Genomic DNA, 22,170 nt, shown 5'->3' with positions numbered 1-22,170 from the left:
CCGGTCGTTTGTTTGCTGTCAGATCCAGTCGTGCACCCATCACTTCGGTCGGATGAACCCCACCCATATAACTGTCCTGACGAACTCACCGCTCGATCACTTGGCCGCTCGGTCGGAGCCGAGTACCGTCGCGATCGAGTCGGCGATCTCGCCACCCAGCCCCGCCTTCGTCCCCTCGTAGCGAGCGGCATCGCTCGCGTGGACCAGCAGCGCGGTCGTCGTCTCCGCACCCATCACGCTCGCGTCGTTGGCGACGACGAAGGCGAGATTCGCCCGCTCGAGCGTCCGCCTGGCCTGTTCGATCATCGCGTCTTCGTCGCCCGAGGTTTCGGTCTTGAAGCCGACTATCGCCAGTTCGGGGTACTGGGACCGCATCTCGTCGATGAGCTTCGGCGTCGGCTCGAGTTCGAGCGTGAGTTCACGGCCCGAGCGGATCTTCTCGTCGCTCGCGTCGACGGTGTAGTCCCCGATCGCGGCCGCCGAGACGAGCGCGTCGGCGTCCGCACACGCTTCACGCGCGCTCGCGATCATCTCTCGAGCGCTCTCGACGTGGCGCGTCTCCGCGTAGGGAACGTCGGGACCGTCGTGGACGAGGGTCACGTCCGCCCCGCGGACGTAGCAGGCCTTCGCGACGGCCCGTCCCATCTTGCCCGAGGATCGGTTCGTGATGACGCGAACGGGATCGATCGGCTCGCTGGTCGCGCCGCTGGTGACCACGATGCGGTCTCCCTCGAGGGGCCGGTCGCCGGCCGCGCGGGCCACGTCACAGACGATCGCCTCCTCGCTCGCGATCTTGGCTTTCCCCTCCTCGATTCGCGGCTCGACGAAGTCGACCCCCCAGCCCTCGACGGTCTCGATGGCCTCGAGCACGCCAGGATGGTCGTACATCGGTTCGTGCATCGCGGGCGCGATCACGAGCGGCGTATCCGCACCGAGTGCGGTCGTCGCGCACGTGGTCACGGGCGTGTCGTCGACGGCACCGGCGATCTTGCCGACGGTGTTCGCGGTCGCCGGTGCGACGAGGAAGACGTCGGCCCACCCGTCGTACCCGCAGAGATCGACGTGCTCGACGCTGCCCGTAATCTCGGTGACGACCTCGTTCTCGGTGGCGAACTCGACGGCCCACGGATGGACGATTCCCCGCGCGCTGTCCGTCATCACACCGCGTACCGTCGCTCCCTGTCGTCGCAGTTCGTGGGCCAGTTCGACCGTCTTGACGGCCGCGATCGACCCCGTCACGCCGAGCGCGACGTTGACTCCCTCGAGCATTCGTCTGCCATTCCCTCCCGGGGCGTGTTAAGCGTAGCGAGGCGTCGCCACGGGTCGGCCGCTCTCACTCGCTCGTGTCGAGGTCGACCCGCTCGGCGAGCCACTCGAGGGCCCGATCGACGGTCTCGGGGTCGGTGCCGGTCACCTTCAGCCGGTTTCGGCGCTCCGTGGCCGGATAGCTGCCGACGGTCACGTCGAATCGCTCGCGCACGCCGTCGATAGCCTCGGCCATCGATCCCTCCGGCTGGGGCGTGTACGCCGTTCGCGAGACCGCATCGCCGCTGAACTCGGCAGCGACCCGCTCGAACAGCGCCTGCATCTCCGCCGGCACGCCCGGGAACGCGTACACGTTCTCGAGGACGCAGCCGGGACAGAGCCCTTCGGGGTTGCGCACCGGTCGGCTCCCCGCCGGCAGCGCCGCCCAGGCGTCGACGTCGAAATTCAGTTCGTCGGCCGTAACCGTCTCCGGGTCGAGATCGCGGTACTCCGCCACCGTCTCGAGGACGTCCCGACGGACGGACTCGTCGACGGTCAGGTCGCGGTCGAACGCGTCCGCGAGCGCGTCGGCGGTGACGTCGTCGTGGGTCCCGCCGAGCCCGCCGGTCACGACCGTGGCATCGACGGCGGTCGTCCACTCACGGATCGTCGCCGCGATGCGGTCGCCGTCGTCCGGGATCGTCAGGATTCGATCGACGGTCGCGCCGCTCTCGGTCAGCCGGGTCGCGAGCCACTGCGCGTTCGCGTTCGCGATATCTCCGGCGAGTACCTCGTCGCCGACGGTGAGTATGGCGACCTCCATCGGCCGACTCGACGCGCGCGTTCGACAAAAGGATACGGTCGATTTTCCCCGGCCTCAGTCCCGCTCGACGCTCGGGTGCATCGTCGGCTCCTCGTCGAGCGGGTCCGCGAACGCCTCGAGCAGCCGCGCCCGCGCCTTCTCGTCGCGCTCGCGGCGCTCTTCCGCGTCGATCTCCGCACAGCCGGGTGGGACGTCGCGGTCGCGACCGGTGAAGTAGCCCTCGGGGACGATCCAGTCCTGGTAGAAGGGGACCTCGGAGTCGTATACGACCGCGAGAGCGACCTTCGCTCCGTGGCCCGCCGCGACCACCGTCTGATGGGGTTCGTCCGCGATTCGGCCTGCGGCGTAGACGCCGTCGACGGCCGTCCGCCCGCCCTCGTCGACGCTCACGAAATGCTTGTTGCCGCGCTGCATGCGGCCGACGTCCAGCGGCTCGAGGTAGTCGCTGTTCGGCCACGAGGCCGCGATCACCCGCCGGGCTTCGAGCGGCTCGCCGCCCTCGGTCTCGAGGACGAACCCCTCCTCGAGCGCCGCTTCGGTGACCGGTTCGGCGCGGGTCACGCGCCCGAGTTCGAACTCGGCACCCGCGTTTCGGGCCTGTTCGCGGGTCAACTGCAGGTACTGGCGGGCGTCGACGCCGTCCGGGAAGCCGGGGTAGTTCTCGAGGCTGGCGTTGCGCGCGAGGATCGATTCGCCCCCGTCGACGACGAGGGTGTCCAGTCCCGCGCGGGCGGTGAAGATCGCTGCGGCGAGGCCGGCGACGCCCCCGCCCACGATACAGAGGTCTCGCATCGACCGTTGGTTGCCCGCCGCGAGTATAGAAGGTTGCCGTACGCGACCGGTTCGGAGCCGCCGTTCGAGCGGTCACGCGGGCGAACCCGACGGGCGAGTCGATTACCGGTCCGTTTCGGGGGCGTGGATCGGCTCGCGTCCCGCCGGGACGAGCGGGTTCGATACCGCGCTCGTCTCGTACGCGTGACGCTTGCCCCGCAGTCGCATCGCCGTCAGCGCCTTGTGGACCGTCGGCTCCGCGAACAGCGCTCGTTCGTCGCGTCGAATCCGGTCGTCGGGAACCGACCCGTCGGCCCGAAGCCGCTCGAACGCTCGATCGCACTGCTCGCGGATCCGGGCCCAGCAGACCCGCTCGTCGGCCCCGCGCTCGCGGCAGATCGTCGCGACCAGCTCCGCGAGGTGGTTCTGGAAGAGCGCGTAGTACAGCTTCCGGTGGCAGTCCGCCTCGCCGTCGGCGTCCAGGTCCGACTCCGGATACGGCTCGAGCGAACGGCCGCGATCCGCGAGCCGGCCGCCGTGGACCCGGATGCCGCCGAGATCGCGAACCAGCGTCGCGACCGGACGCGCGCCGTCGAAAACGATCAGACTGTTCTGGAGGTGGCTCTCGAGGGCGATCCCGTACGCGGAGAGCAGTCGGAGCTGGTCGGGGACGACGACGCCGGCGTACGCCGCGACGAACGCGACTGCCGCGTCCGCGGTGCTCGGTTCGTCCGTTTCGGCGCGATACCGCTCGAGCAGGTCGCAGACGAGCGGCCGTCCGCTCGCCGGCGAGTCGGCGACGAGACTCGAGGCGACGACCGGAACGGTCCCGTCCGTAACGAGCGGATGGGCCGCCGGCGGCGTCCGCAGCAGACCGGAGAGGTGGCGAGCGTCGTCGTATTTCTCGCCGCTCGGGTGGGGCCCGCCGGGCGGGTCGTAGCAGGTCGCCGCGGGTTCCGCCAGCAGTCCCAGCGTCTCGAACGACTCGCGTTCGGCGATCGCTCGCACGACGTCGGTCACTCGCGGGCCGTTCGCCACGGCGTGGGGGGATAGCGTCCGGACGACGTTCGTCGTCTGGACCGGGATCGCCAGCTTGCAGTGCGGGAGCGGCCCGTCTCGAGTTCGCTCGGTGTCGTACGGCACCACCGTCCGAAGGTTCAGCTGCGGCGTCGCCGGCTGCGCGTACTCGGCGATCGGAACGACGCGGCCGTCGGCACACCGGTCGGCGTATCGGTCCGGTATCGTGCGGTGATACTGGATCGGATGGACGGGAACGACGGCGTACTCGCCGGGAGCGCGCCCCGGAGGCAGCGCCCGCGCGAGCGCGCCCTCGAGTCCGTCGAACGTCGCGAACAGCCGTTCTGTCAGGGAATCCGACCCGGCTGCGCACGTCTCGAGGGCGTACTCGCGGTCGATCGCGACGAACCGGAGGGAGAGCCGGTCGGTGAACTCTGGCGCGTACGCGAGCCCCTCGGCGGGGGTCATCCCGCGGCGGATCTTTCCGCCGGGATGGAAGGGGTGGCCCTCGGTGACGATCCGTTCGAACGAGGTGGCGTCGTCGGCGGCCGGCATTCCGTTCGCGACGGCCTCGAGAGGCGATTCGGTGCCGTCGCCGTCCGTTCTCGCGTGCACGGCCGCGGCGAGTCGCGCGAGCGCGAGATTGGCGACGCTCTCGGCCACTTCGGCGCGGACCCGTCCGGCCTGCTCGGCGTCGCTGAACGCGCCCTCGCGCTCGAGTACCGGGACGAGATCGACCGGATGTGAGATCCGGTCGGCCGAGGGACGGGCCGGGTCGCCCGCCGACCAGCGGCGAACCGGCCCGACCAGTCGGAACCGATCGTAGCCGTGTCGCGCCGCGATCTCGGCGATCAGGATGCTCTCCGAGGCGGGGAGCGGAACGAGCGCGAGTCGCCGACGCTCGTCCGGGCTCGGGTCGACGATCGACCGCAACCGCTCGCCGTCGAGCGCCGAGAGCGGCCGCGGCTCGTCCGGCACCGTCGGGGACGTCTGCGGTCCGAGCGTCACGAATCGACCGGCGGGGAGTTCCGCCGGATCGCCGCGCAGCACCCCGCGGACGAACCGGTGACGGATCTCGCGGCGAGCGCCCTCGATCGCCTCGAGATAGGCCGTCTCGGGCGGCGTCGAGAGATCGTGCGTCGACGAGTACCGGGTCGCGGCACCGAACGCGTCTCGTTCCGCAGCGGTGGCGAGGAACACGCGGCCGCGATCCCGTCGGTTCGTCCCGTTCATGCGTGTGAAATTCGTGTCCAGTGCTTCGACGTGAGCCGTGTTAACTGGCTGGGGGTGCCGTGTTGACTGGTGGGGGGTATCCGACCGGTGCGAGCGCGGCCGCGGGTCGACAGTATGGCAATCCTTACTTTCGAACCCGTCGTACGGCCGGCGTGGACAGAATTCTCCTCAGTACGCTCGCCTATCGGTCGCCCGAGGAGGTTTTCCCGTACGTGCGGTCGTTCACCGACTACCCGCGGTACACGGACCACCTGAAGGCGGTCCACGTGAACGGGAACGGCGGGATCGGCTCCGTTTACGACCTCGAGTTAGCGTGGTGGAAGCTCAGCTACACCGCTCGCTCGAGGGTGACCGATATCACGCCGCCCGAGTCGCTCGCCTGGCAACTGGTCAACGACCTCGACGCCCGCGGCGAGTGGCGCGTCCAACCCGAACCGGAGTCGGCACCGCCGGACGAAGAGACGGCGAGTCGGATCTACTTCGAGGCCAGATACGATCCGCATTCGGCCGACGAGAACGCCATCTCGCTCCCGCGGTTCGTCTCGCTGGACTGGGTCGTCTCGAAGGTCGAACCCAAACTGCTCGGCGAGGCTCGGACCGTCGTCGAGCGGCTGGTCTCGGACATCGAAGGCCGCCCACGGGACGTCGAACTGACGGTTCACGAAATGCCGTAGCGGACCGGTTCGCTGCCCCCGCGGTCAGCCTCGAGTTCGTCGACGCCGAACCGTTCGTCCCTCGATCAGGATCAGGCCAAACCCACTTACTGCTCGGCGGCGATACACCAGATATGTCCGGCAGTAGCGGCCGTTCGAGTCCGCGTTACACGTGGGTGAAACGCTAGTGCGCGCCCTCGTCATCGGCGCGGGCGAGGTCGGATCGAACATCGCCGCCAGTCTGGACGACGAGCATCACGTCGTGGTCGTCGACACGAACGCCGACCGGATCGACGATATCACCTATTCCCACGACGTGCTGGCGATTCAGGGCGACGGCACGTCGATCGGGACGTTGCGGGACGCCGGCATCGAGAACGCCGATCTGGTCATCGCGAGTACCGACGTCGACGAGACGAATATCGTCATCTGCGGGGCGGCGAAGGCGGTCAGCGATCCGTTCACGATCGCCCGCGTCAGGAAGCCGAACCTCCTCCGGACGTGGGAGCAGTCCGAGGGCGCGTTCGGCGTCGATTTCATGGTCTGTACCGACCTGCAGACCGCCGAAACGATCGTCCGAATCGCCGGTCTGCCCGGCGCACACGACGTCGAAACGTTCGCCGACGGACTCGTCCGGATGGCCGAGTTCGAAGTCGGAGCGGACAGCCCCATCGCCGGCGAGACCGTCTCCGAGGCCGACCGCTTCGAGTCGTTGACCTTCGCGGCCCTGCTGCGCGACGACGATGTCATCGTCCCCCGCGGCGACACGGTCATCAACGACGGCGATGCCGCCGTCGTCATCGGCTCTCGGGAGAGCGTCCGGGCGTTCGCGAGCTCGTTGACGCCCGAACCGACGCTCGAGGACGCCAACGAGATCGTCGTCGTCGGCGGCACCGAGATCGGCTACCAGACGGCGCGGCTCTTCGAGGCGGACGGGCTCGAGCCGCGACTGGTCGAACGGGATCCCGCTCGGGCACGGGACCTGGCCGAGCGGCTCCCGGGGACGCTGGTCCTGCAGAGCGACGCGACGGACATCGATTTCCTCGTCAGAGAGCACGTCGACGAATCCGACATCGTCGTCGCCACCCTCGAGAGCGACGAGAAGAACTTGCTCGTCTCCCTGCTGGCGAAACGGCTCGGCGTCCAGCGTACCATCGGGATCGTCGAGTCCGGCGAGTACGTCGACCTCTTCGAGACGGTCGGGATCGACGTCGGCGTCAATCCCCGACTCGTCACGTCCGAGGAGATCACTCGATTCACCCGGGAGCAGCGGACCGAAAACGTCGCCATGCTCGAGTCCGACCGGGCCGAGGTCCTCGAGATCGAGGTCGAAGCCGACAGCGTGCTCTTCGAGACGCGGATTCAGGACGCGATGGGCGAGCTACCGGACGGCGTCGTTATCGGCGCGATCAGCCGCGACGGCGAGCTGATCACGCCGCGGGGCGAGACGGTCGTCCGGGGCGGCGACCACGTGGTCCTCTTCGTCGATACGGCGGTGTTAGACGCGGTCACGTCGGCGATGTGAGACGCGTTCGCTCAGTCGGCGTCCGCGATCCGGTCGGCGACTTCGAGCCCGTTCCCGAGGGCCACGTGGAGTCGGCCCTCGCCGGCGACCCAGTCGCCGAGGCAGTACAGCCCCTCGTCTTCGGCGCGCCGCAGGGGTTCGCGGGGGACGCCGCCTTCCGGTAACGCGTACCGCCAGCCCTGGTGATCGGACCAGTCCGGTTCGCGCAGGCGGTCGTCCTCGAGGAGGTCGGCGGTCAGTTCGGCGAGCGCCTCGAGCGTCTCGGCCGGTGGGTCGTCGTACCGATCGACCGACCACTCGTGGTTCGCCTGGACGACCAGCAACGACTCGCCGTCGGGGACGTGTCCGGGTTTGCACTCCTCGCGGGCGATCCAGCCGATCTCGTGCGCCTTGTCCGTGTTGACCAGCGCGTAGTAGGGCCACTCGAGTTCGAACGGGTAGTGGAAGACGCCGGTCCAGACCGTCCGAAAGGGGACGGAGTCGACGGCGTCCGCGAGGGAGTCGCGAACGTCGGCGTCCCAGTCGGCCGACCGCAGCAGTTCGGCGGTCTGCGGTGCCGGCGGGTTCAGGAGGAGGCTGTCGAAGGGGCCCCAGCGAGTTCCGTCGGCGTCCTCGAGCGACCAGCGACCGGTCTCGTCGTCGGTTCGGTGGAGCGTCGTCACTCGCGTTGCGCGGTGGACGGTCGCGTCGGTGCGGGCGAACAGCCGCTTTGCGACCTGGGTCAGCCCTCGGCGGTAGGTCCACTTCTGGTCGTCGCGACCGTCCCCCTCGGAAATCGTTCCCGCGCCGTCGAACGTCCAGATCGGGTCCCCAATGTCGACCAATCCCTCCGTGTCCAGCGTCTCGGTCAGTAGCTCGACTACCCGCTCGTCGTCGGGTCTGATGTAGTTCGCGCCGTAGTCGTAGACGACGTCGTCGCGACGCCTCGTCGCGGCCCGCCCGCAGACGCCGCGGGACTTCTCGAGCACCGTCGTCTCGGTGTCGTCGAGGCCGTCCTCGAGGCTGGCGGCCGCGGCGGCGGCGGCCACGCCCGCGCCGACGATTCCGATTCGCGTCATAGTTCCCGTTCGGGGCTGCATCCTCAAGAACCCGAGCACTATCAGCGTCGGTCACCGAGGCCGCAGGGAGCGCGACGCCGCGATATCGACCGGAGTGGATCGTCGCACATCGCAGCGAGAACGGGTCCAACACGAACGTGGGTTCGCTGCGACGGAAATACTGTGTATAGCACTCTCATAAACAGTTTCGTTGACAGATAGTAACCATTTATTTTTATACGTCCTTCACCCTGGAGCGAGATAGACACATGAATACAACTGAATCATCGGTTCGGCGTCGGAGACTTCTGGTGTCCGGTGGGAGCGTTCTCACGCTGGGTATTGCAGGATGCCTCGGCGGCGACGAATCGTCGGAGGGGTCGGACGAGCCGAACGAGTCCGACTCGGACGACACTGACGACTCGGACGACAACGAGGGGACCGACGACCACGAGAGTCACGACCACGAGACCGAGCACGAAGTGGGGAAGCCGGTCGCCGAGATCGAGGTCGAAATGGTAACGAACGACGACGGCAAGCACTTCGGCCCTCACGTGGTCCACGTCGAGAGCGGGGGAACCGTCAGATGGGTGCTGAAATCGGGCTCTCACGATACGACCGCGTACCATCCGGAAACGCACGGTGACCAGCAACGAATCCCCGACGGGGCCGAGCCCTGGGCTAGCGACCTCCTGAGCGACGAAGGTGACACGTTCGAGCGGACGTTCGACGTCGAGGGCGTCTACGACTACGCCTGCACCCCCCACGAAGGAGCGGGAATGATCGGGACCGTCGTCGTCGGCTGGCCAGCTCCGGACGATCAACCCGGTCTTGCGCCCCCCGCTGACGACCGGCCCGACGCAGCTATCGACCAGCTCGAGCGATACAACGAGCAGGTTCGCACGGTGCTCGAGGAGGGTGACGGCGCCGGAACCGACGGAAACGAAACGGCAGGCGACAGCCACGATCACGAACACTGAGCCGTCCGATTCGACCGGAGACGAGCCGACTCCACTTTCCGGCCGAGACGGGGACTGGCGTTCTCGGAACCGGCGGCCGACGCCATCACCGTGATTGCTCGAGCCGACGAACAGTCCGGCGAGGCGGTCGATCGAACGGCTTTTGCAACGTCGGCAGGTAGGTGCCAGCGATGGACGTACTGATCGTCGGCGCGGGGGCCATGGGGACGTGGTTCGGCGGTGCGGTCGACGGCCGAGTCGCGTTCGCCGACGTGGACCGAGACGCGGCGGCCGCCGCGGCCGATGCGGTCGGAGGAGCCGTCGCGGACCTCGAGGGCGGGGCGACGTACGACGTCGTCTGTCTCGCGGTTCCGATGACGCACGTGACCGACGCGATCGCCGACCAGGCCGATCGGGCCGAGCGAGCGATCGTCGACGTTTCGGGCGTGATGGAACCCGCACTCGAGGCGATGGAGCGTCACGCACCGACCGCGGAACGGGCGAGTTTGCACCCGCTTTTCGCGCCCGAACGGGCACCCGGTACCATCGCCGTCGTTCGCGATCGAGCGGGGCCGACGACGGACGACCTCCTCGCCGGGCTCGAGACCCGCGGGAACGCGTTGCTCGAGACGACGGCGGGGGAACACGACGAGGCCATGGAGACGGTGCAGGCGGCGACCCACGCCGCGGTTCTCTCGTTCGCCCTCGCGGCCGAGTCGGTCCCCGACGGGTTCGAGACGCCGATCTACGAAGAGCTCCGCCGGCTCGCCCGACAGGTGACCGGCGGCACGCCGCGAGTCTACGCCGACATTCAGGCGACGTTCGACGGTGCGGACGCGGTCGCCGACGCCGCGGCCGAGATCGCCGCCGCCGACACCGACGGTCTCGAATCGCTGTACCGAGAGGCGGCGGCGAACTGGCACGGCGGACCCGACGACCGACGGGGTGATCGCGAGTGACCGATCAGCGAGAGGCGATCCGATCGAACGCGAAGTACCTGCGCAACGTCCGGCCGATCGACCCCGAGGAGATCTGCGAGTACGTCGAGGGGAACCCGCATCCGGCCGTCGTCCGACAACACCTCCGGGAGGACGCCGCGATACTCGGCCTGATCGAACGCGACGACGGCACGTTCGTCCCCGTCGACGACGAGCCCGTCCGGCCCCTCCGTGGACCGGTCGAGCGGTTCCCCGCCGCGTACGAGCGTCGCCTCGAGGACCTGCTCGCCGACTGGTACGGGCCGAACTGGCACGACGGCGCGTCGGGCGACCTGCTCCGATCGACGATCCGCCGGTTCAAATCGCAGTACCTCGACGGCCGCCCGGTCGAGTACGACGAGGACGTCGCGGCGGGCTACGCGATCTACCACTTGCCGGGCTACTACGCGGCGGTGCAGTACGCGCTCGACGACCTCGCCGACCGGGGCCTGCTGGATCGCGACCTCCGGGTACTCGACGTCGGGGCGGGCGTCGGCGGCCCCGCGCTCGGGCTCTGTGACTACCTCCCCGACGACGCCCTGCTCGAGTACCACGCCGTCGAGCCCAGCGCGGCCGCGGACGTGCTCGAGGACCTGCTCGCGGAGACCGGCCGGAACGTCCACACGACGATCCACCGGACGACCGCGGAGGCGTTCGCTTCGAGGGAGCCCGTCGGCGATGACGACGGCGAGCGGCGTTCCGCGGACGGATTCGACCTCGTCCTCTGCTGTAACGTCCTGAGCGAACTCGACGATCCGGTCTCGGTCGCGCGGTCGTACCTCGAGACTCTCGCGCCGGACGGAACGTTCCTCGCGATGGCCCCCGCGGACAAGAACACCAGCGTGGGACTGCGCGAGATCGAGCGCGAACTCGAGGACGAACGACTCCGAGAACGGGCGAACGTGGCCGTCGACGCGACCGCTGGGGACGCGGCCGCCCGCCGGCGCGGCGAGGTGACCGTTTACGGCCCCACGGTCCGGCTCTGGCCGGGCGAACGGCCGTCGGATCGGGGCTGGTCGTTCGACGTCCGGCCGGATCTGGCCGTGCCCGCGTTCCAGCGGCGGCTCGACGACGCCGCGCCGCCCGACGACGAGGACCACACGCCCGGCGAGTTCGTCAACGTCGACGTCCAGTTTTCCTACTCGCAGCTCCGGCTCGACGGCCGGCGGCGGATCGAGACGGCGCTCGAGACCGACGAGTGGGCGAAGATGGCCGAGATGGAGCGCCACGTGACGAACCGGATCGACCTCGTCGCGGCGAAGCTCAGCCGCTCGCTCGCCGACGACGAGACCGGCGGCCGCGGCGGGCGGTCGAACCCCCTGTTCAAGATCAGCGACGGCAGCGAGGCGGTCGATCACTACGCGGTCGTCACGACCGAGACCGCGCTCAATCGCCCCCTGCTCGAGGCCGACTACGGGGATCTCTGTTCGTTCGAGGGGATCCTCGCGCTCTGGAACGACGACGAGGCGGCGTACAACCTGGTCGTCGACGAGGAGACGATCGTCGATCGGATCGGCTGAGCGAGGACGGAAGCGGTGGGCTTTTCGCACCGCCGCCCGACCGCGGTGACATGAGCGACGACCTCGAGATCCTGTTGACCAACGACGACGGGATCGACAGCACCGGTATCCGGGCGCTGTACGATGCCCTCTCCGAACACGCCAACGTGACCGTCGTTGCGCCGGCCGACGACCGGAGCGCTTGCGGCCGGTCGCTCTCGCACGAAGTCGAAGTCGACGAGCGCGAGCTGGGGTACGCGGTCCACGGAACCCCCGCCGACTGCGTCGTCGCCGGCCTCGCCGAACTCGGCCCGTTTCCCGACCTGGTCGTCGCGGGCTGTAACAAGGGCGCGAACCTCGGCGAGTACGTCCTCGGACGCTCGGGAACGATCAGCGCGGCCGTCGAGGCCGCCTTCTTCGACGTCCCTGCGATCGCGACGTCGCTGTACGTTCCCATCGACGACGCGCCGTTCGCGGAGGTCGAGGTGACGGCCGACGAGTACGCCGAGGCGGCCCGCGTGACGAGTTACCTCGCAGAACACGCGCTCGAGGCGGGCGTCTTCGAACAGGCGGCCTACCTCAACGTCAACGTCCCGCTGCCGGACGGTGGACCTGCACCGGTCGAGATCACGCGTCCCTCGAAACGGTACGAGATGGACGCCGAGCGCGACGGGACACACGTCTCGCTCCACGATCGCGTCTGGGACGATATGGATCCCGACTCGCTCCCGGACCCCGATGGAACGGACCGTCGCGCCGTCGTCGAGGGCCGTATCAGCGTCTCGCCGCTGACTGCACCGCACTCGACGAATCACCACGAGGCCCTCGACGAACTCGCCGCGTCGTACCACGAGACCGTTGGATCGGGCGACCGCTGAAACCGTGTCGCCGAATCCCGAGTCCCGAGTTCGCTCCGGTGCTCGAGTCGCCGGTCGATGGTGCGAGCCATCCGCAATTGCGACCCTGACGGGCGGAAGCTGGAGACGACGGCGGTATCGAACGTGTGGTACGTTCGACGGTTCGTCGCGTCGCGTTGGTCGGCGAGCCTGTCGGTCGCTGAAAGTGATAACTGACTTGCGGGTCGCAAGGCGGTCGCTATTCGACCACGGTCCCGTCACGATAGTTACGACGTAATCAACTGGACACATATATGTCACATTCAAAACATAAAATCAAGGTAGGTGGACGTTCAAGCTGCGGTAGTCCCAACGGAGCGTGATCGACACATGGTATTCAATACACTCTGGACCCGCCTCTCGTCTCTCTGGAGCGGCTCGGCAGACGAGTCCCCATCGGATGAGTCCGCGTCGACGACGGCCGACGAATCGAACGACGACGCCGAGGACGAAACGCTGAGCTACGCCGAAGAGATCGAATACGGCGTCGACGAACGCGATCTTCCGGACGAAGACAAGGTTCTCAGATTACTCGTCAAACGCGGCGGCCGCGTCGACCAATCGACGGTCCGTGAGGAAACCGGCTGGTCCCGAGAGCGCCTCGAGGGTGTCATCGATCGCATGGAAGACGACGACCAGATCAGCGCGATCACCGTCGGCCGCAAGCGCGTGATCTGTCGGCGCGGCTTCGAACCCAAGGGGTATCGCGGTCATCTCAACGAGTAGTTCCGATTTCCCGACCACCAGCTACCGGCAGCGTTCTCTCCCTCGTCGTGGCGGGCCGACTCGAGCAGCGTCGTGACCGATCGTTCCGGTCTCCTGGGGCGGTCCGAGCGATCACACGCCGCACCGGTATCCGCGGCGTCGATGTCCGCGTCACCGACACCGATTCCGATGGCTCTCACGATCGAGGACGCCGCCACGAGCGCCCCCGAAGCGACGGTCGCGGGCGCAGTGCTCGAGTTAGTATCGCCGCGGGTGAGTTTCAGGGACGCCGTACTCCAAGAGGAAACCTTCATTCCGGAGTTCTGTGATTTCCCGGTGGGGATGGCACACAAAGACGACGTATCACGGGTGCTCGCGGCATGCACCGCGTGCGGCTCCGTCTACGCGGCGCGGCAATGGCCCGACGACACGATCCGTGTGATCGGCCAGGACGGATGCTCGTGCGGTTCGACCGACTTCGAACTCGTCGACGATACAGCGGACGACACGGAGGTGGATTTCGAGGGCGGGTAACGAGCCGTCTCCGCGGTCCGACTCGAGCGTGAGGGATACTTCGCGATCCGACGCGGCCGAGACCCCCCACCCACGTGATCGGCCAACTCACTGGACCATCATGTTTAAGCGAACGAGTTGCGAAGGCACCTACCATGCCTTCAGACGAGTTCCTCGATGGTGAATCGCTCACCGGACGACAAGCGGGAATCATTTTCTTCGGGTTCCTCAGTTTCATTATCCTCTCCGGCGTCGCGCTCGTGCTTTTCAGAGGCCTCTTCTGACGACGCTCCGCGAGGTGGCCGCGTTCGACGCGCGCTCGAGCGAGGGTTCGCCGTTCGAACCCCGACCGTCGCTCCGGGAGGCGGTGATTTCCTCGATGAGTTTTTTATGCCGGGAGTCAGTAGGGGGAGGCGATGGAAGATCCGGATGACCTCCCCGGTTCCGAGGCCGACCGGATGGTCGAGCGCGACAACACGTACACGCATTCTGCGCACGGCCGCGTTACTGTCACCGGTATCTGGCGGGGAGTCGAAGAAGTCGACTCGGCTCGAAACACGAATCAAAAAGACGTAATTATCGTCCGGTACTCGACCGTGGAGAACGACGAACCCGTGGACGAACTCACGGATACGCTGGACGAGTTTCTCGACGCCACCGAATAGCGACCGTCCGCCCGTCGCACCGGACTCGAGTTCGACTGACCCAGTTCGGCGGTCGGCGGTTCGATACAGTGATCGGCATACTGCCGCCTGCTCGTCACGGTCGCGGCCGGCTCCGTTCGACGCCTGTCGCGGGTCACACATCGTCGGTGGTTTCTGGAGGGGAGTGTCGGATTCGGCCCTTCCCTGAAGGGCAGGGCGCTCTCCTTGCACTTCCGTACCCGCGACGGACCGCTCGTCAGCGGTGTCGGTGACGATCTCGTGGTAGCTGTGGCGTCACGCGGAAGCACGTTCCGTCCGTTCATCTCCGTGACGCGTATTCGGCGCTCGAACGGACACGTAGCGCGCCCTCACGCGATCGCGCTCTCCTTGTCCGCGGCGGCCGTGAGGTGTTCTCTCCTACTTGGCCATCTCGTGGATAACTGGCTCGAGCGATTCGCCGTGCTCGGTCAGCGAGTACCCGACGCACACCGGTTTCTCGCTGACGATTTCCCTGTCGATCGACCGCTTTTCCTCACGACCTTCCAGCACGTCCGAGCGGACCGTGCTCGAGCTGCCATCCACTTCCGTCCTCAGCGCGGTGAACCCGAGGGGCCGTTGGCGAGCAGTCGATGGGGAGCCATCGTGTACCACTTCTTGCCGATCACCGTCGCAGTGGAGACGGGACGCCAGTCTTCGCCCGCACACCACACTTTCAGTTGCCCCGTCGACCCGACCATGTCTCTGTACTGATGCCGGGTCGTCATGCAGTTACGTACTGTAACCTAGTTACGATAGATACCTACTTGCCGCTCCGCAGTACGCGATGGCCTGCCTCTCGGAGCGGGAGGGAGGTCAAGCCATCAGTAGCGCGTCGATCCAGTCGTCCGACTGGATCCAGGCATCGTCGATCCGCTCGTCATAGACGATCACCTGTAAGTCGTCCGTCTGGACGGCGGAATACTGCTCGAGCGAAACTGCGTCGACGCCGACCGTCGTATGTTGATCCGATGGTATGGTGTCTGCGGACATGTGGTTCCTTCGGGTGAGTTACCTTGTAGCACCAACTAACACTTGGTTACTTATAAGACCACGCGAACGGCTGGGTAACGAGGTAACACGGCGGTAAGTTCGTCCTCAACGCTCGCCGACTCCGCGGCCACGACCGAATCCGGGACGGAGTAGAGCGATTTCCTCGCGTCGCGGGAGTAGACGCGTTCGTCGGCGATGTCGGCATCGCGGAGGCGTTCTCGCGACGTCGTTCCTGTTTGAACGTCCCGAGACGGTTCTGCGGTGAGACGACCGTTTCGCGTGTTGCACGACCGAGGCTATCCGTGGGCGAAACACGACCGACGAGCCGGCAACGAGCGGGAAAATCGCACGGACGCACGTGTGGTCCTGGGTCGACGTCGAACGAGGGGCGTGAACAGTCGTCTGGATCAGTGTTGCGAGGCTTCGATCTTCGCGTAGTACTCTTCTTTCGACCAGTCACCGTCGAGATACGCGGTAGCCCACTCGGGTTCGAGAAAGACCATGAAATCCGGCAACTCGTTGTCGTCGAGGGCGGTCGGCATCGATCGATACTCGAATCCCCGATCCACGATGTCGGCGTAGGCGTCGCCGAGAATCGGGACGTCATCGTCCACGCCGCCGCTGTCGGTGTACTCGGGGACGAGCATGCTGTGGAACTGCCATTTCATCACCGAGAGGTCGTCGTCGATCGCCTCGATCATCTCCGCCGCGAGCGCGCTCGCTTCGTCACTGATGTCACTTCCGACGTCGCCCCGGTTATCGTCGTCGCCAGCCTCCCCTTCGGCGTTCTCCTCACTCTCGTCCGTACCACCGAGGCAGCCGGCGACCGTTCCGAGGCCGACGGCAGTCCCGATAGTCAGCACTGATCGTCTCGATACGCTGTCGACAGTATCGGATATCTTTCGTTTCACAGTATTTCTCCGTTCGAGCGGTTCCTACGAAGAGACGGGTACTGCCTCGTAAAAACGTATGCTCGATCGTGTTCCGTCGACGAACGATCGATTCGTGGACACGAATGACGGGCTCGGTAGAAACACCGATTCCTGACGGTCCCTCGTCAGGATGTCACCTCGCAGAGGTCGTCACTCGGAACTCGTTACCGACTTCGGACAGATAGCCGCGTTTGAACTGTCGAATCTGGGTGTGGCCCGCGTCGAGCGCCAGGGTTGGGGCCGTCGGAATGACGAGCGTTCGAGGACATCCTCGAGGTCGGGCGGGGCCGTACTTCCGAAGGGCGAGCTTCGAGCGATGACGTTTCTCGATTCGTCGGTCATCGTCAACATGCTCGAGGGCGTCGATGAAACCGTCGCGCTCGAGGCCGCTCGGCTGCAAGACGAACTCCTCACCGCTGGCGACCGGGTAGCCGGTCGTGATCTGCTGATCGCGGCGATCGCCCGCTCGAGCGGCGATCACCTCGTCGTTGCGGATTCGGATTTTGAGACGGACGCCCTCGAGTCCACCACGCAGGTGACGAAAGATGGTCGAGTCGCGTTATATTTGGACACGAGCACACTGCGAATATTATGTCCAAGAATTGGTGGGAAAATCGGACAAACGATCTGGGAGTAGCGTTCAATACAATCACACGGCTGTCCCGCAACCACAATGCTGTTGTAGTTTTACTATAAAAACCGATTCTAATGACAAAGCCGATCGAAGGTGAGACGAGTACGTTCGAGCGAACATTTACCGTTGAAGATGTGCAGCAGTTTGCGGAACTCTCCGGTGACGACCAACCCCGTCATACTGAGCCGGACGAAGATGGGCGAGTGATGGTACAGGGGTTGTTGACCGCGACTCTACCGACGAAACTGGGTGGTGATAACGAAGTATTGGCCAGTACGATGGAATTTAACTTCCATCAGCCGGTCTACACTGGCGAACCGATCACGTGTCGATCAACGTTTGACACAGTCGTAGAACGAGATGACCGCTACGAATTCGTGTCGGATGTCGTCTGTGAGAACACGGACGGTGAGACTGTGTTGACCTCGACGACCGAGGGTATCATCTGGAAAGACGACTAGCTCGAACAACGATACGTACACTCGCTAGTCTGAGTTCGACGTATCCGAGAAGACAGACGACGCCGGACGGGATTGGATTGAACCAGGCTTGAAACCCTATTCAGTACGGTCGTCGGATCATACGCGACAGCAGGCGCTCCCCGCCAAGTGCGTCAAATAGCCGTTCCTGGGGCGGAACTCTGAAATGACGTGTAAGACTGTAGACGCTCGTCTCGTTGGTGGATGCGACCGCGTAGCCGACGAACGGCCGACCGTCAGTTATCCCGCCGCCGGATGTACAACAGGACGCCGAGCATCGCGACGACTACGGGCGACCCCACGAGGAGACCACCGACGATCGCTAACTGACCGACTGTCGACCGTTCCGCCCGCTCGCCGAGCCAGAACCAGTAGATGCTGCCCTGATACCGGACGGTAATCCGGTCGTGGAGGGTGAGTTCCGTCGTCTCGTTCAGGTGACGGGCGCGCTCTTCGGGGATGGGAGTGACACTGTTGTCACTGCCGTCGTACAGTTCGTCGAACGCTTCCTGAGCGTCAGCAGCGAGGTTCCCGTAGTCGGTGATGGTGGTGTTGTTCGGGCCAGCGTCGTCGCTATCCTGTACGGGGACAGCGTCGTCGCCGTCCAGCGCGTGGATGGACATCGTGTAGTCGTCGCTGTTGGCCTCGACAGTGGACGCGAATTCGAGCCCACCGATGCCGGCACCACAGAGACCACCGACGACGAGGATGGCCGCAAGCACTCGCCAGGGATCGAGAGCGGACACGTCAGTTGATCACTTTCTTTCGGCTATAATATTTTCTGTGTGTGCCGTCGGAACTGGTCGCCTGGGACAGCGCCAGCGCGCCGAACAGCGTCCCCGGGTCCCGAACCCGCCGACACGCTCGAGCAGCGAATCGTCAGGTTTCCGCAGTCACTGGCTGGAGTCTCTCTGGGTCGCTTCGAGCGCGTCAGCACTGGGACCCCACCCTGAGTGAAGTCCGGAAGGCCGCCACTGCTACCACCGACCCGTGCCCTGTGGCTCCACTACGGGCGAGACCGAGGGTCGAGCACTAGCCGCTCTCGAATGTTTCCTGGGGTGGAGTGAACGTCCCCACCGACACTGAGTACAACGACACCGTCGCAATCCGGAGTAGGGAGGCAACCAACACTGCGAGCGGTGAGAGTATCACGCCAGTTGCGACTGCCACCACGATCGGCATAACCGCCGGGTCGATCGCGGTCGACATGTCGGAGGCGCTCGTATAGACGAACGAGAGGAAGTACGTGACGAGGATAGCCGGGACGCCGGAGTATATCAACTCCCGGGAGAGCCTGGCGAGTTCCTGCTGGAGGGTGAGGGTCTTGAAGAACTGCCGCATCGTCGCGATCCCCTTCAACAGTTCCAGAACGTCGTCCAGCACCTCCGCGGTTTCGTCAGGAAGGCGCTGCCCGTACCTGGCCTGGAACTCCCGTGTCGTATTGAGATGCTCAGCGTAATCTTCGCCGAGCGCGAGGAGTAACACTTCGAACGGGTCGTCGAGCTCCTCGGCAGTCGAGAGGTGCTCAGCGTAGTCGGAAACCGCCGAGACGTACGCCTCAGGGTCGTCCCCGACGTCAAAGGCAACGGCTGTACTCGCGGCTTCGTGTCGGAAGTCCCCGAGACGGCGCTTCAGCGTGTCGGCGAGGAACGTGAGGAACGCACTGGGTTCGTTCGGACTCACAGCCACGTCCGCGATATCCTCGACTGAGCGCCGGTAGTCGAGCGTGCTCTCGAGTTGCTCCGAGAGGGACCCCGCCGAGCCGAACAGTCGCGAGAGGATGAGCTGGTTAATCGACAGGGCCACCGTGAGAAGCGTCAGCAGCCCCGACAGCATACCGCTCGAGAGCGCTGTCGAGAGGTTGCTGCCGGGGCCAACGTAGACGAGGCCGAGTTCGATCAGCAGTGCCGTCAGGACGATGAACAGCAGCGACAGGACGGCGGCTACCCGAAGGCGGCTTCCCGTGAGGAATATCCATCTGACTACTGGATTGGGGTCGTCTCTGGCCCACTCCTTGCTCATCGGCGGATCACTGATACGGCCGTATTACCGTCCGGAGGCGGTTAATGGACGTGGCTGGAGTCACGACTCGAGAATTGGCAGACGAGGACGGTAGCGTGAGAGATCAGCCGGTACGGGTGACGCGGACCGATACAGGAACGTGGGAAGTTCCCGTTATTGATCCAGATGATTATCCCGCTTCAAACAGATGAATCACAGTCAGTTTCTCTTACTCTCGAAACCAGCAGTGAATTACAGAAATAAGCTACTATGATTTGCCTGATTTTCAAGCATATCTGTTACTCACAGAAAGCAGGGTTTTGTTGAGAAGTTTTATTATAGGAACCCAATAGGCATTCACAGCAACCATGACCCTACAAGAAGCTGTTCGCGATGTCAGTGAACAGTACGATGTCCCGGACAACGAGCGTCTCCGGGAGCTGGCACGATCGAACGCGTACCTCCGCGACTAATCCTTATTCCGCCTCAGAACTGCTGTTTTCGCTACGCAGGAAGTCGACGAATCCCTCTCCGGATGATGCTGGCTTCTGAACGAGGCTCCCTTCCCCACCTCGAGTGGCCAGTTCCTCCGCGAACTCGATGCAGTGTGCCTCGTGCAGCTCGGCGTATTTCTCCCAGCCTCGTCGTAATGCATATCGAGGTCGTAGTCCTCGAGGAGAATCTCGATATCGTTCCGTGGTGTCCGCGAACCCACTTCCTGGGGACAGTCGACTACCTCAAGTGCGATTTCCCTGCTTTATCGATCAGATTCTCGTTGAATCCGTCTTCATTACGTCCCTGGCGGACCCGCGACGAGAGTCCTATCGGTCCGGTCGTTCGTCATAATGCTTGACCAACACCCGAAGCCACCAAAGTTTCAGACCGACGCTGACCACGACGCCGAGCGTCGCTTCCTTCGGTGACCGTCGCCACGCGGCGTACAGCGCGTAAACGAACCCGAGCGCACCGACGGTGTTACAGACGTTCGGGTAGTCGAGCCCGACCGTCGGGTTTGACTCCTCCCTGATCCACCACCGCTCGGCAAGCACGGCGCGAGTCATCCACGCGTCCTCGGTTTCGGGTGGCGAGAACAGGAACGGATTAATCGCAGTCCACGCGAGCGCGGCACCGACCATCCGCCAGTTGCGCCGATAGATAGCGTAGACGATGACAGCACCCAGTGGGACGCGCGTCCAACCGCTTTTTGGATTCGAATGACGGTTCCAGAACCGATCGTCGAATTGGTCAATTGTACCGCCGACCATACTTACCGGTCCGTCTGACGAATTAAATAATCTAGTTCGAGAACCCAACCCTCGACACGCTATCCGCTGAATATACAGACTGTACTTGCGGTGAATACTGTGTCCGCGAAGCCGGTCCTCGAGGACTGCGATAAGTACAGGCGAAGCACGTAACGTTCAGCGCAGCAGGTGAGATCACTGCTGGTCAGAACCCTGACTGAGATCGCTCATACTGGCTATAAGACGATAGATTGGTGTACCATAGAGGAGAACGAGGACGGGCAATACAATAATCGACGGAGTATCTCCATCGCCGATTACGTACACAATCGACGCTAAGAGGAACGTGATTATGGCAAGGAAGTATTCCGTTCGATCCATAGCGACCAAAAAGAAGCCAAATATTTATCAATTTTCACTTTGAGTATAGACCCTCCATTCTCGCCTATAGATAACGGAATGTTCAGATGTACGTTGTTCACTTCGCATACGTACTTACCGCAAGTACCGTGTCCGCGAAGCCGGTCCTCGAGGACTATAATAAGAAGTATATCGGCTTGTCCGAGAACTGCATGAGAGTCGGGCAGAGATCGTGAACCAGCGGTAAGTACAGGCCAAGCAGATAACGAAGTAGCAATTAACTCTACCCTCTATTAACAGAAGGCCTATATTATAGAAATACTACACATTATGTATGAATGATGACCAGTATTTGATGATAACAGCACATCTTCGTGCGATTCGTTCGGCTATCGTTGCCTTAGCGTTTGCAGTTCTTGCTGTTGCGACTATTATAAGTGGAGACAAATCGTGGACAGCCTATCTGCTTTTCATTAGTCTCGCTATTTGTGTGTATTCGTTTATGCAAACTGCTGACAATTCGTAGCTCAATCTATCATGTTCCATACGCAGACGTAGTTACCGGCAGGACTGTGTCCGAGAATTCGATGAGAGTCGGAGACGATCTCGAGTCAACAGTAAGTACAGACGGACATAGAGCGGAAAGCGTACGGACGAACTATACTAGTGCGCTTCTCGGACGTAGAATTCTTGTGCTCGAATAGCAATTGCAAATATGATGGAGGCTCCGCAGTTCTACATCCGTTTTGAGGAGTGGGCACAGGCCAAGTCTCGCAGTGGATTTGCTCTCCTCGTCGGTGTCGGGTCAGCGGTAGGACTGCTCGTTGTCAGCCCGCTATTCAACGATATCGGGATTGTGAACTACTCCGCCCTACTCACTCGCCGCTAACGCGACTCGTTCCTTGAGGACGGAGCTTCCTGTTTCTACGACGCGACTTGCAGACACAGAACGAGTGTCCGCAGAGGTAGCAGTCTCCACAGGCGTGCCTTTGGA

23 protein-coding genes and 2 pseudogenes are annotated in these 22,170 nt (G+C 64.3%); 13 read left to right on the top strand and 12 right to left on the bottom strand.

Translation table 11 applies throughout. From position 1 onward, the window contains the following. Window positions 1–96: 96 nt before the first annotated feature. The 4 genes from coaBC to BMX07_RS20050 form a co-directional block, all read right to left on the bottom strand. Complete coding sequence (coaBC, locus tag BMX07_RS20065) at window positions 97–1,269, bottom strand: bifunctional phosphopantothenoylcysteine decarboxylase/phosphopantothenate--cysteine ligase CoaBC (protein WP_090621481.1); 1,173 nt, start codon at window positions 1,267–1,269, stop codon at window positions 97–99. Window positions 1,270–1,333: 64 nt separating this feature from the next. After that, complete coding sequence (locus tag BMX07_RS20060) at window positions 1,334–2,068, bottom strand: competence/damage-inducible protein A (protein WP_090621478.1); 735 nt, start codon at window positions 2,066–2,068, stop codon at window positions 1,334–1,336. Window positions 2,069–2,122: 54 nt separating this feature from the next. After that, entirely contained in the window at window positions 2,123–2,860 is a 738-nt protein-coding gene (locus BMX07_RS20055; RefSeq protein ID WP_090621476.1) for an FAD-dependent oxidoreductase, read from the bottom strand. 102 nt (window positions 2,861–2,962) lie between these two features. Further along, window positions 2,963–5,089 (bottom strand): IucA/IucC family protein, encoded by a 2,127-nt coding sequence (locus BMX07_RS20050; RefSeq protein WP_090621474.1) that lies wholly within the window; start codon window positions 5,087–5,089, stop codon window positions 2,963–2,965. A gap of 152 nt (window positions 5,090–5,241) precedes the next feature. Here BMX07_RS20050 and BMX07_RS20045 point away from each other — a divergent pair, with 152 nt between their 5' ends. After that, a complete protein-coding gene (locus BMX07_RS20045; protein ID WP_090621471.1) occupies window positions 5,242–5,763 on the top strand; it encodes an SRPBCC family protein in 522 nt (173 codons plus the stop codon). A gap of 166 nt (window positions 5,764–5,929) precedes the next feature. After that, entirely contained in the window at window positions 5,930–7,267 is a 1,338-nt protein-coding gene (gene trkA / locus BMX07_RS20040; RefSeq protein ID WP_090621468.1) for a Trk system potassium transporter TrkA, read from the top strand. 11 nt (window positions 7,268–7,278) lie between these two features. Here the strand turns inward: trkA and BMX07_RS20035 are convergent, their stop codons facing one another. Beyond that, the gene (locus BMX07_RS20035) at window positions 7,279–8,325 is read right to left on the bottom strand and encodes an NAD(P)/FAD-dependent oxidoreductase (RefSeq protein WP_090621465.1); all 1,047 of its coding nucleotides are present in this window, start codon (window positions 8,323–8,325) and stop codon (window positions 7,279–7,281) included. Between the two features lie 290 nt (window positions 8,326–8,615). On the opposite strand from BMX07_RS20035, the gene BMX07_RS20030 reads away from it, so the two are divergent. The 8 genes from BMX07_RS20030 to BMX07_RS19995 all read left to right on the top strand — a co-directional run bounded on the left by BMX07_RS20030 (window position 8,616) and on the right by BMX07_RS19995 (window position 14,518). Then, window positions 8,616–9,284: a plastocyanin/azurin family copper-binding protein gene (locus tag BMX07_RS20030; protein WP_175480225.1), complete on the top strand. Its 669-nt coding sequence runs from the start codon at window positions 8,616–8,618 to the stop codon at window positions 9,282–9,284. Between the two features lie 170 nt (window positions 9,285–9,454). Next, window positions 9,455–10,222 carry a prephenate dehydrogenase/arogenate dehydrogenase family protein gene (locus tag BMX07_RS20025; protein ID WP_090621461.1) on the top strand — a complete coding sequence of 256 codons (768 nt, stop codon included), beginning with the start codon at window positions 9,455–9,457 and terminating at the stop codon, window positions 10,220–10,222. Then, complete coding sequence (locus BMX07_RS20020) at window positions 10,219–11,760, top strand: small ribosomal subunit Rsm22 family protein (RefSeq protein WP_090621459.1); 1,542 nt, start codon at window positions 10,219–10,221, stop codon at window positions 11,758–11,760. The genes BMX07_RS20025 and BMX07_RS20020 overlap by 4 nt, the downstream gene beginning before the upstream one ends. A 50-nt stretch (window positions 11,761–11,810) precedes the next feature. Next, entirely contained in the window at window positions 11,811–12,617 is an 807-nt protein-coding gene (gene surE / locus BMX07_RS20015; protein ID WP_090621457.1) for a 5'/3'-nucleotidase SurE, read from the top strand. A 348-nt stretch (window positions 12,618–12,965) separates the two neighbouring features. Next, the gene (locus BMX07_RS20010; protein ID WP_090621455.1) at window positions 12,966–13,361 is read left to right on the top strand and encodes a helix-turn-helix transcriptional regulator; all 396 of its coding nucleotides are present in this window, start codon (window positions 12,966–12,968) and stop codon (window positions 13,359–13,361) included. Between the two features lie 321 nt (window positions 13,362–13,682). Then, window positions 13,683–13,874, top strand: coding sequence for a hypothetical protein (locus BMX07_RS20000; protein ID WP_090622118.1), 192 nt, complete (start codon window positions 13,683–13,685; stop codon window positions 13,872–13,874). Between the two features lie 134 nt (window positions 13,875–14,008). Next, entirely contained in the window at window positions 14,009–14,137 is a 129-nt protein-coding gene (locus BMX07_RS25495; protein ID WP_281246984.1) for a hypothetical protein, read from the top strand. Window positions 14,138–14,269: 132 nt separating this feature from the next. Beyond that, window positions 14,270–14,518: a hypothetical protein gene (locus BMX07_RS19995; RefSeq protein ID WP_090621451.1), complete on the top strand. Its 249-nt coding sequence runs from the start codon at window positions 14,270–14,272 to the stop codon at window positions 14,516–14,518. Between the two features lie 347 nt (window positions 14,519–14,865). Here the strand turns inward: BMX07_RS19995 and BMX07_RS19990 are convergent. The 3 genes and pseudogenes from BMX07_RS19990 to BMX07_RS19985 all read right to left on the bottom strand — a co-directional run bounded on the left by BMX07_RS19990 (window position 14,866) and on the right by BMX07_RS19985 (window position 16,389). Beyond that, window positions 14,866–15,234, bottom strand: a pseudogene (locus BMX07_RS19990) (winged helix-turn-helix transcriptional regulator). A 115-nt stretch (window positions 15,235–15,349) separates the two neighbouring features. Continuing rightward, on the bottom strand, window positions 15,350–15,526 hold the full coding sequence (locus BMX07_RS24730) for a hypothetical protein (protein ID WP_175480224.1): 177 nt from the start codon (window positions 15,524–15,526) through the stop codon (window positions 15,350–15,352). Window positions 15,527–15,933: 407 nt separating this feature from the next. After that, complete coding sequence (locus BMX07_RS19985; protein ID WP_090621448.1) at window positions 15,934–16,389, bottom strand: hypothetical protein; 456 nt, start codon at window positions 16,387–16,389, stop codon at window positions 15,934–15,936. A gap of 385 nt (window positions 16,390–16,774) precedes the next feature. Here BMX07_RS19985 and BMX07_RS19980 point away from each other — a divergent pair, with 385 nt between their 5' ends. Then, entirely contained in the window at window positions 16,775–17,095 is a 321-nt protein-coding gene (locus BMX07_RS19980) for a PIN domain-containing protein (protein ID WP_245742177.1), read from the top strand. 71 nt (window positions 17,096–17,166) lie between these two features. Next, window positions 17,167–17,553: an FAS1-like dehydratase domain-containing protein gene (locus BMX07_RS19975; protein WP_090621446.1), complete on the top strand. Its 387-nt coding sequence runs from the start codon at window positions 17,167–17,169 to the stop codon at window positions 17,551–17,553. A gap of 254 nt (window positions 17,554–17,807) precedes the next feature. Here BMX07_RS19975 and BMX07_RS19970 read toward each other — a convergent pair whose 3' ends face one another. From BMX07_RS19970 to BMX07_RS19955, 3 genes are all read right to left on the bottom strand, one after another. Continuing rightward, complete coding sequence (locus BMX07_RS19970) at window positions 17,808–18,317, bottom strand: DUF7979 domain-containing protein (protein WP_139210971.1); 510 nt, start codon at window positions 18,315–18,317, stop codon at window positions 17,808–17,810. A 286-nt stretch (window positions 18,318–18,603) separates the two neighbouring features. Continuing rightward, the gene (locus BMX07_RS19965; protein WP_090621441.1) at window positions 18,604–19,593 is read right to left on the bottom strand and encodes a DUF7972 family membrane protein; all 990 of its coding nucleotides are present in this window, start codon (window positions 19,591–19,593) and stop codon (window positions 18,604–18,606) included. Between the two features lie 800 nt (window positions 19,594–20,393). After that, complete coding sequence (locus BMX07_RS19955) at window positions 20,394–20,837, bottom strand: DUF6653 family protein (protein WP_090621438.1); 444 nt, start codon at window positions 20,835–20,837, stop codon at window positions 20,394–20,396. A gap of 673 nt (window positions 20,838–21,510) precedes the next feature. On the opposite strand from BMX07_RS19955, the gene BMX07_RS23965 reads away from it, so the two are divergent. Further along, complete coding sequence (locus BMX07_RS23965; RefSeq protein ID WP_139210970.1) at window positions 21,511–21,702, top strand: hypothetical protein; 192 nt, start codon at window positions 21,511–21,513, stop codon at window positions 21,700–21,702. Between the two features lie 345 nt (window positions 21,703–22,047). On the opposite strand, the pseudogene BMX07_RS25810 reads toward BMX07_RS23965, so the two are convergent. Next, window positions 22,048–22,170, bottom strand: a pseudogene (locus BMX07_RS25810) (RNA-guided endonuclease TnpB family protein); the annotation flags it as partial.

Source organism: Natrinema salaciae, from assembly GCF_900110865.1.
GTDB lineage: Archaea > Halobacteriota > Halobacteria > Halobacteriales > Natrialbaceae > Natrinema > Natrinema salaciae.
The sequence above is the reverse complement of the archived record's forward strand: the minus strand, read 5'-3'. Positions and strand labels throughout refer to the sequence as shown.

Coding starts and splice junctions, on each gene's coding strand:
- BMX07_RS19995 (WP_090621451.1), top strand. CDS start 14,270: ATGGAAGATCCGGATGACCTCCCCGGTTCCGAGGCCGACCGGATGGTC.
- BMX07_RS19975 (WP_090621446.1), top strand. CDS start 17,167: ATGACAAAGCCGATCGAAGGTGAGACGAGTACGTTCGAGCGAACATTT.
- BMX07_RS25495 (WP_281246984.1), top strand. CDS start 14,009: ATGCCTTCAGACGAGTTCCTCGATGGTGAATCGCTCACCGGACGACAA.
- BMX07_RS20050 (WP_090621474.1), bottom strand. CDS start 5,089: ATGAACGGGACGAACCGACGGGATCGCGGCCGCGTGTTCCTCGCCACC.
- BMX07_RS20000 (WP_090622118.1), top strand. CDS start 13,683: ATGGCACACAAAGACGACGTATCACGGGTGCTCGCGGCATGCACCGCG.
- coaBC (WP_090621481.1), bottom strand. CDS start 1,269: ATGCTCGAGGGAGTCAACGTCGCGCTCGGCGTGACGGGGTCGATCGCG.
- surE (WP_090621457.1), top strand. CDS start 11,811: ATGAGCGACGACCTCGAGATCCTGTTGACCAACGACGACGGGATCGAC.
- BMX07_RS19965 (WP_090621441.1), bottom strand. CDS start 19,593: ATGAGCAAGGAGTGGGCCAGAGACGACCCCAATCCAGTAGTCAGATGG.
- BMX07_RS20035 (WP_090621465.1), bottom strand. CDS start 8,325: ATGACGCGAATCGGAATCGTCGGCGCGGGCGTGGCCGCCGCCGCCGCG.
- BMX07_RS20010 (WP_090621455.1), top strand. CDS start 12,966: ATGGTATTCAATACACTCTGGACCCGCCTCTCGTCTCTCTGGAGCGGC.
- BMX07_RS19980 (WP_245742177.1), top strand. CDS start 16,775: ATGACGTTTCTCGATTCGTCGGTCATCGTCAACATGCTCGAGGGCGTC.
- BMX07_RS20055 (WP_090621476.1), bottom strand. CDS start 2,860: ATGCGAGACCTCTGTATCGTGGGCGGGGGCGTCGCCGGCCTCGCCGCA.
- BMX07_RS19955 (WP_090621438.1), bottom strand. CDS start 20,837: ATGGTCGGCGGTACAATTGACCAATTCGACGATCGGTTCTGGAACCGT.
- BMX07_RS23965 (WP_139210970.1), top strand. CDS start 21,511: ATGAATGATGACCAGTATTTGATGATAACAGCACATCTTCGTGCGATT.
- BMX07_RS20060 (WP_090621478.1), bottom strand. CDS start 2,068: ATGGAGGTCGCCATACTCACCGTCGGCGACGAGGTACTCGCCGGAGAT.
- BMX07_RS20025 (WP_090621461.1), top strand. CDS start 9,455: ATGGACGTACTGATCGTCGGCGCGGGGGCCATGGGGACGTGGTTCGGC.
- BMX07_RS24730 (WP_175480224.1), bottom strand. CDS start 15,526: ATGTCCGCAGACACCATACCATCGGATCAACATACGACGGTCGGCGTC.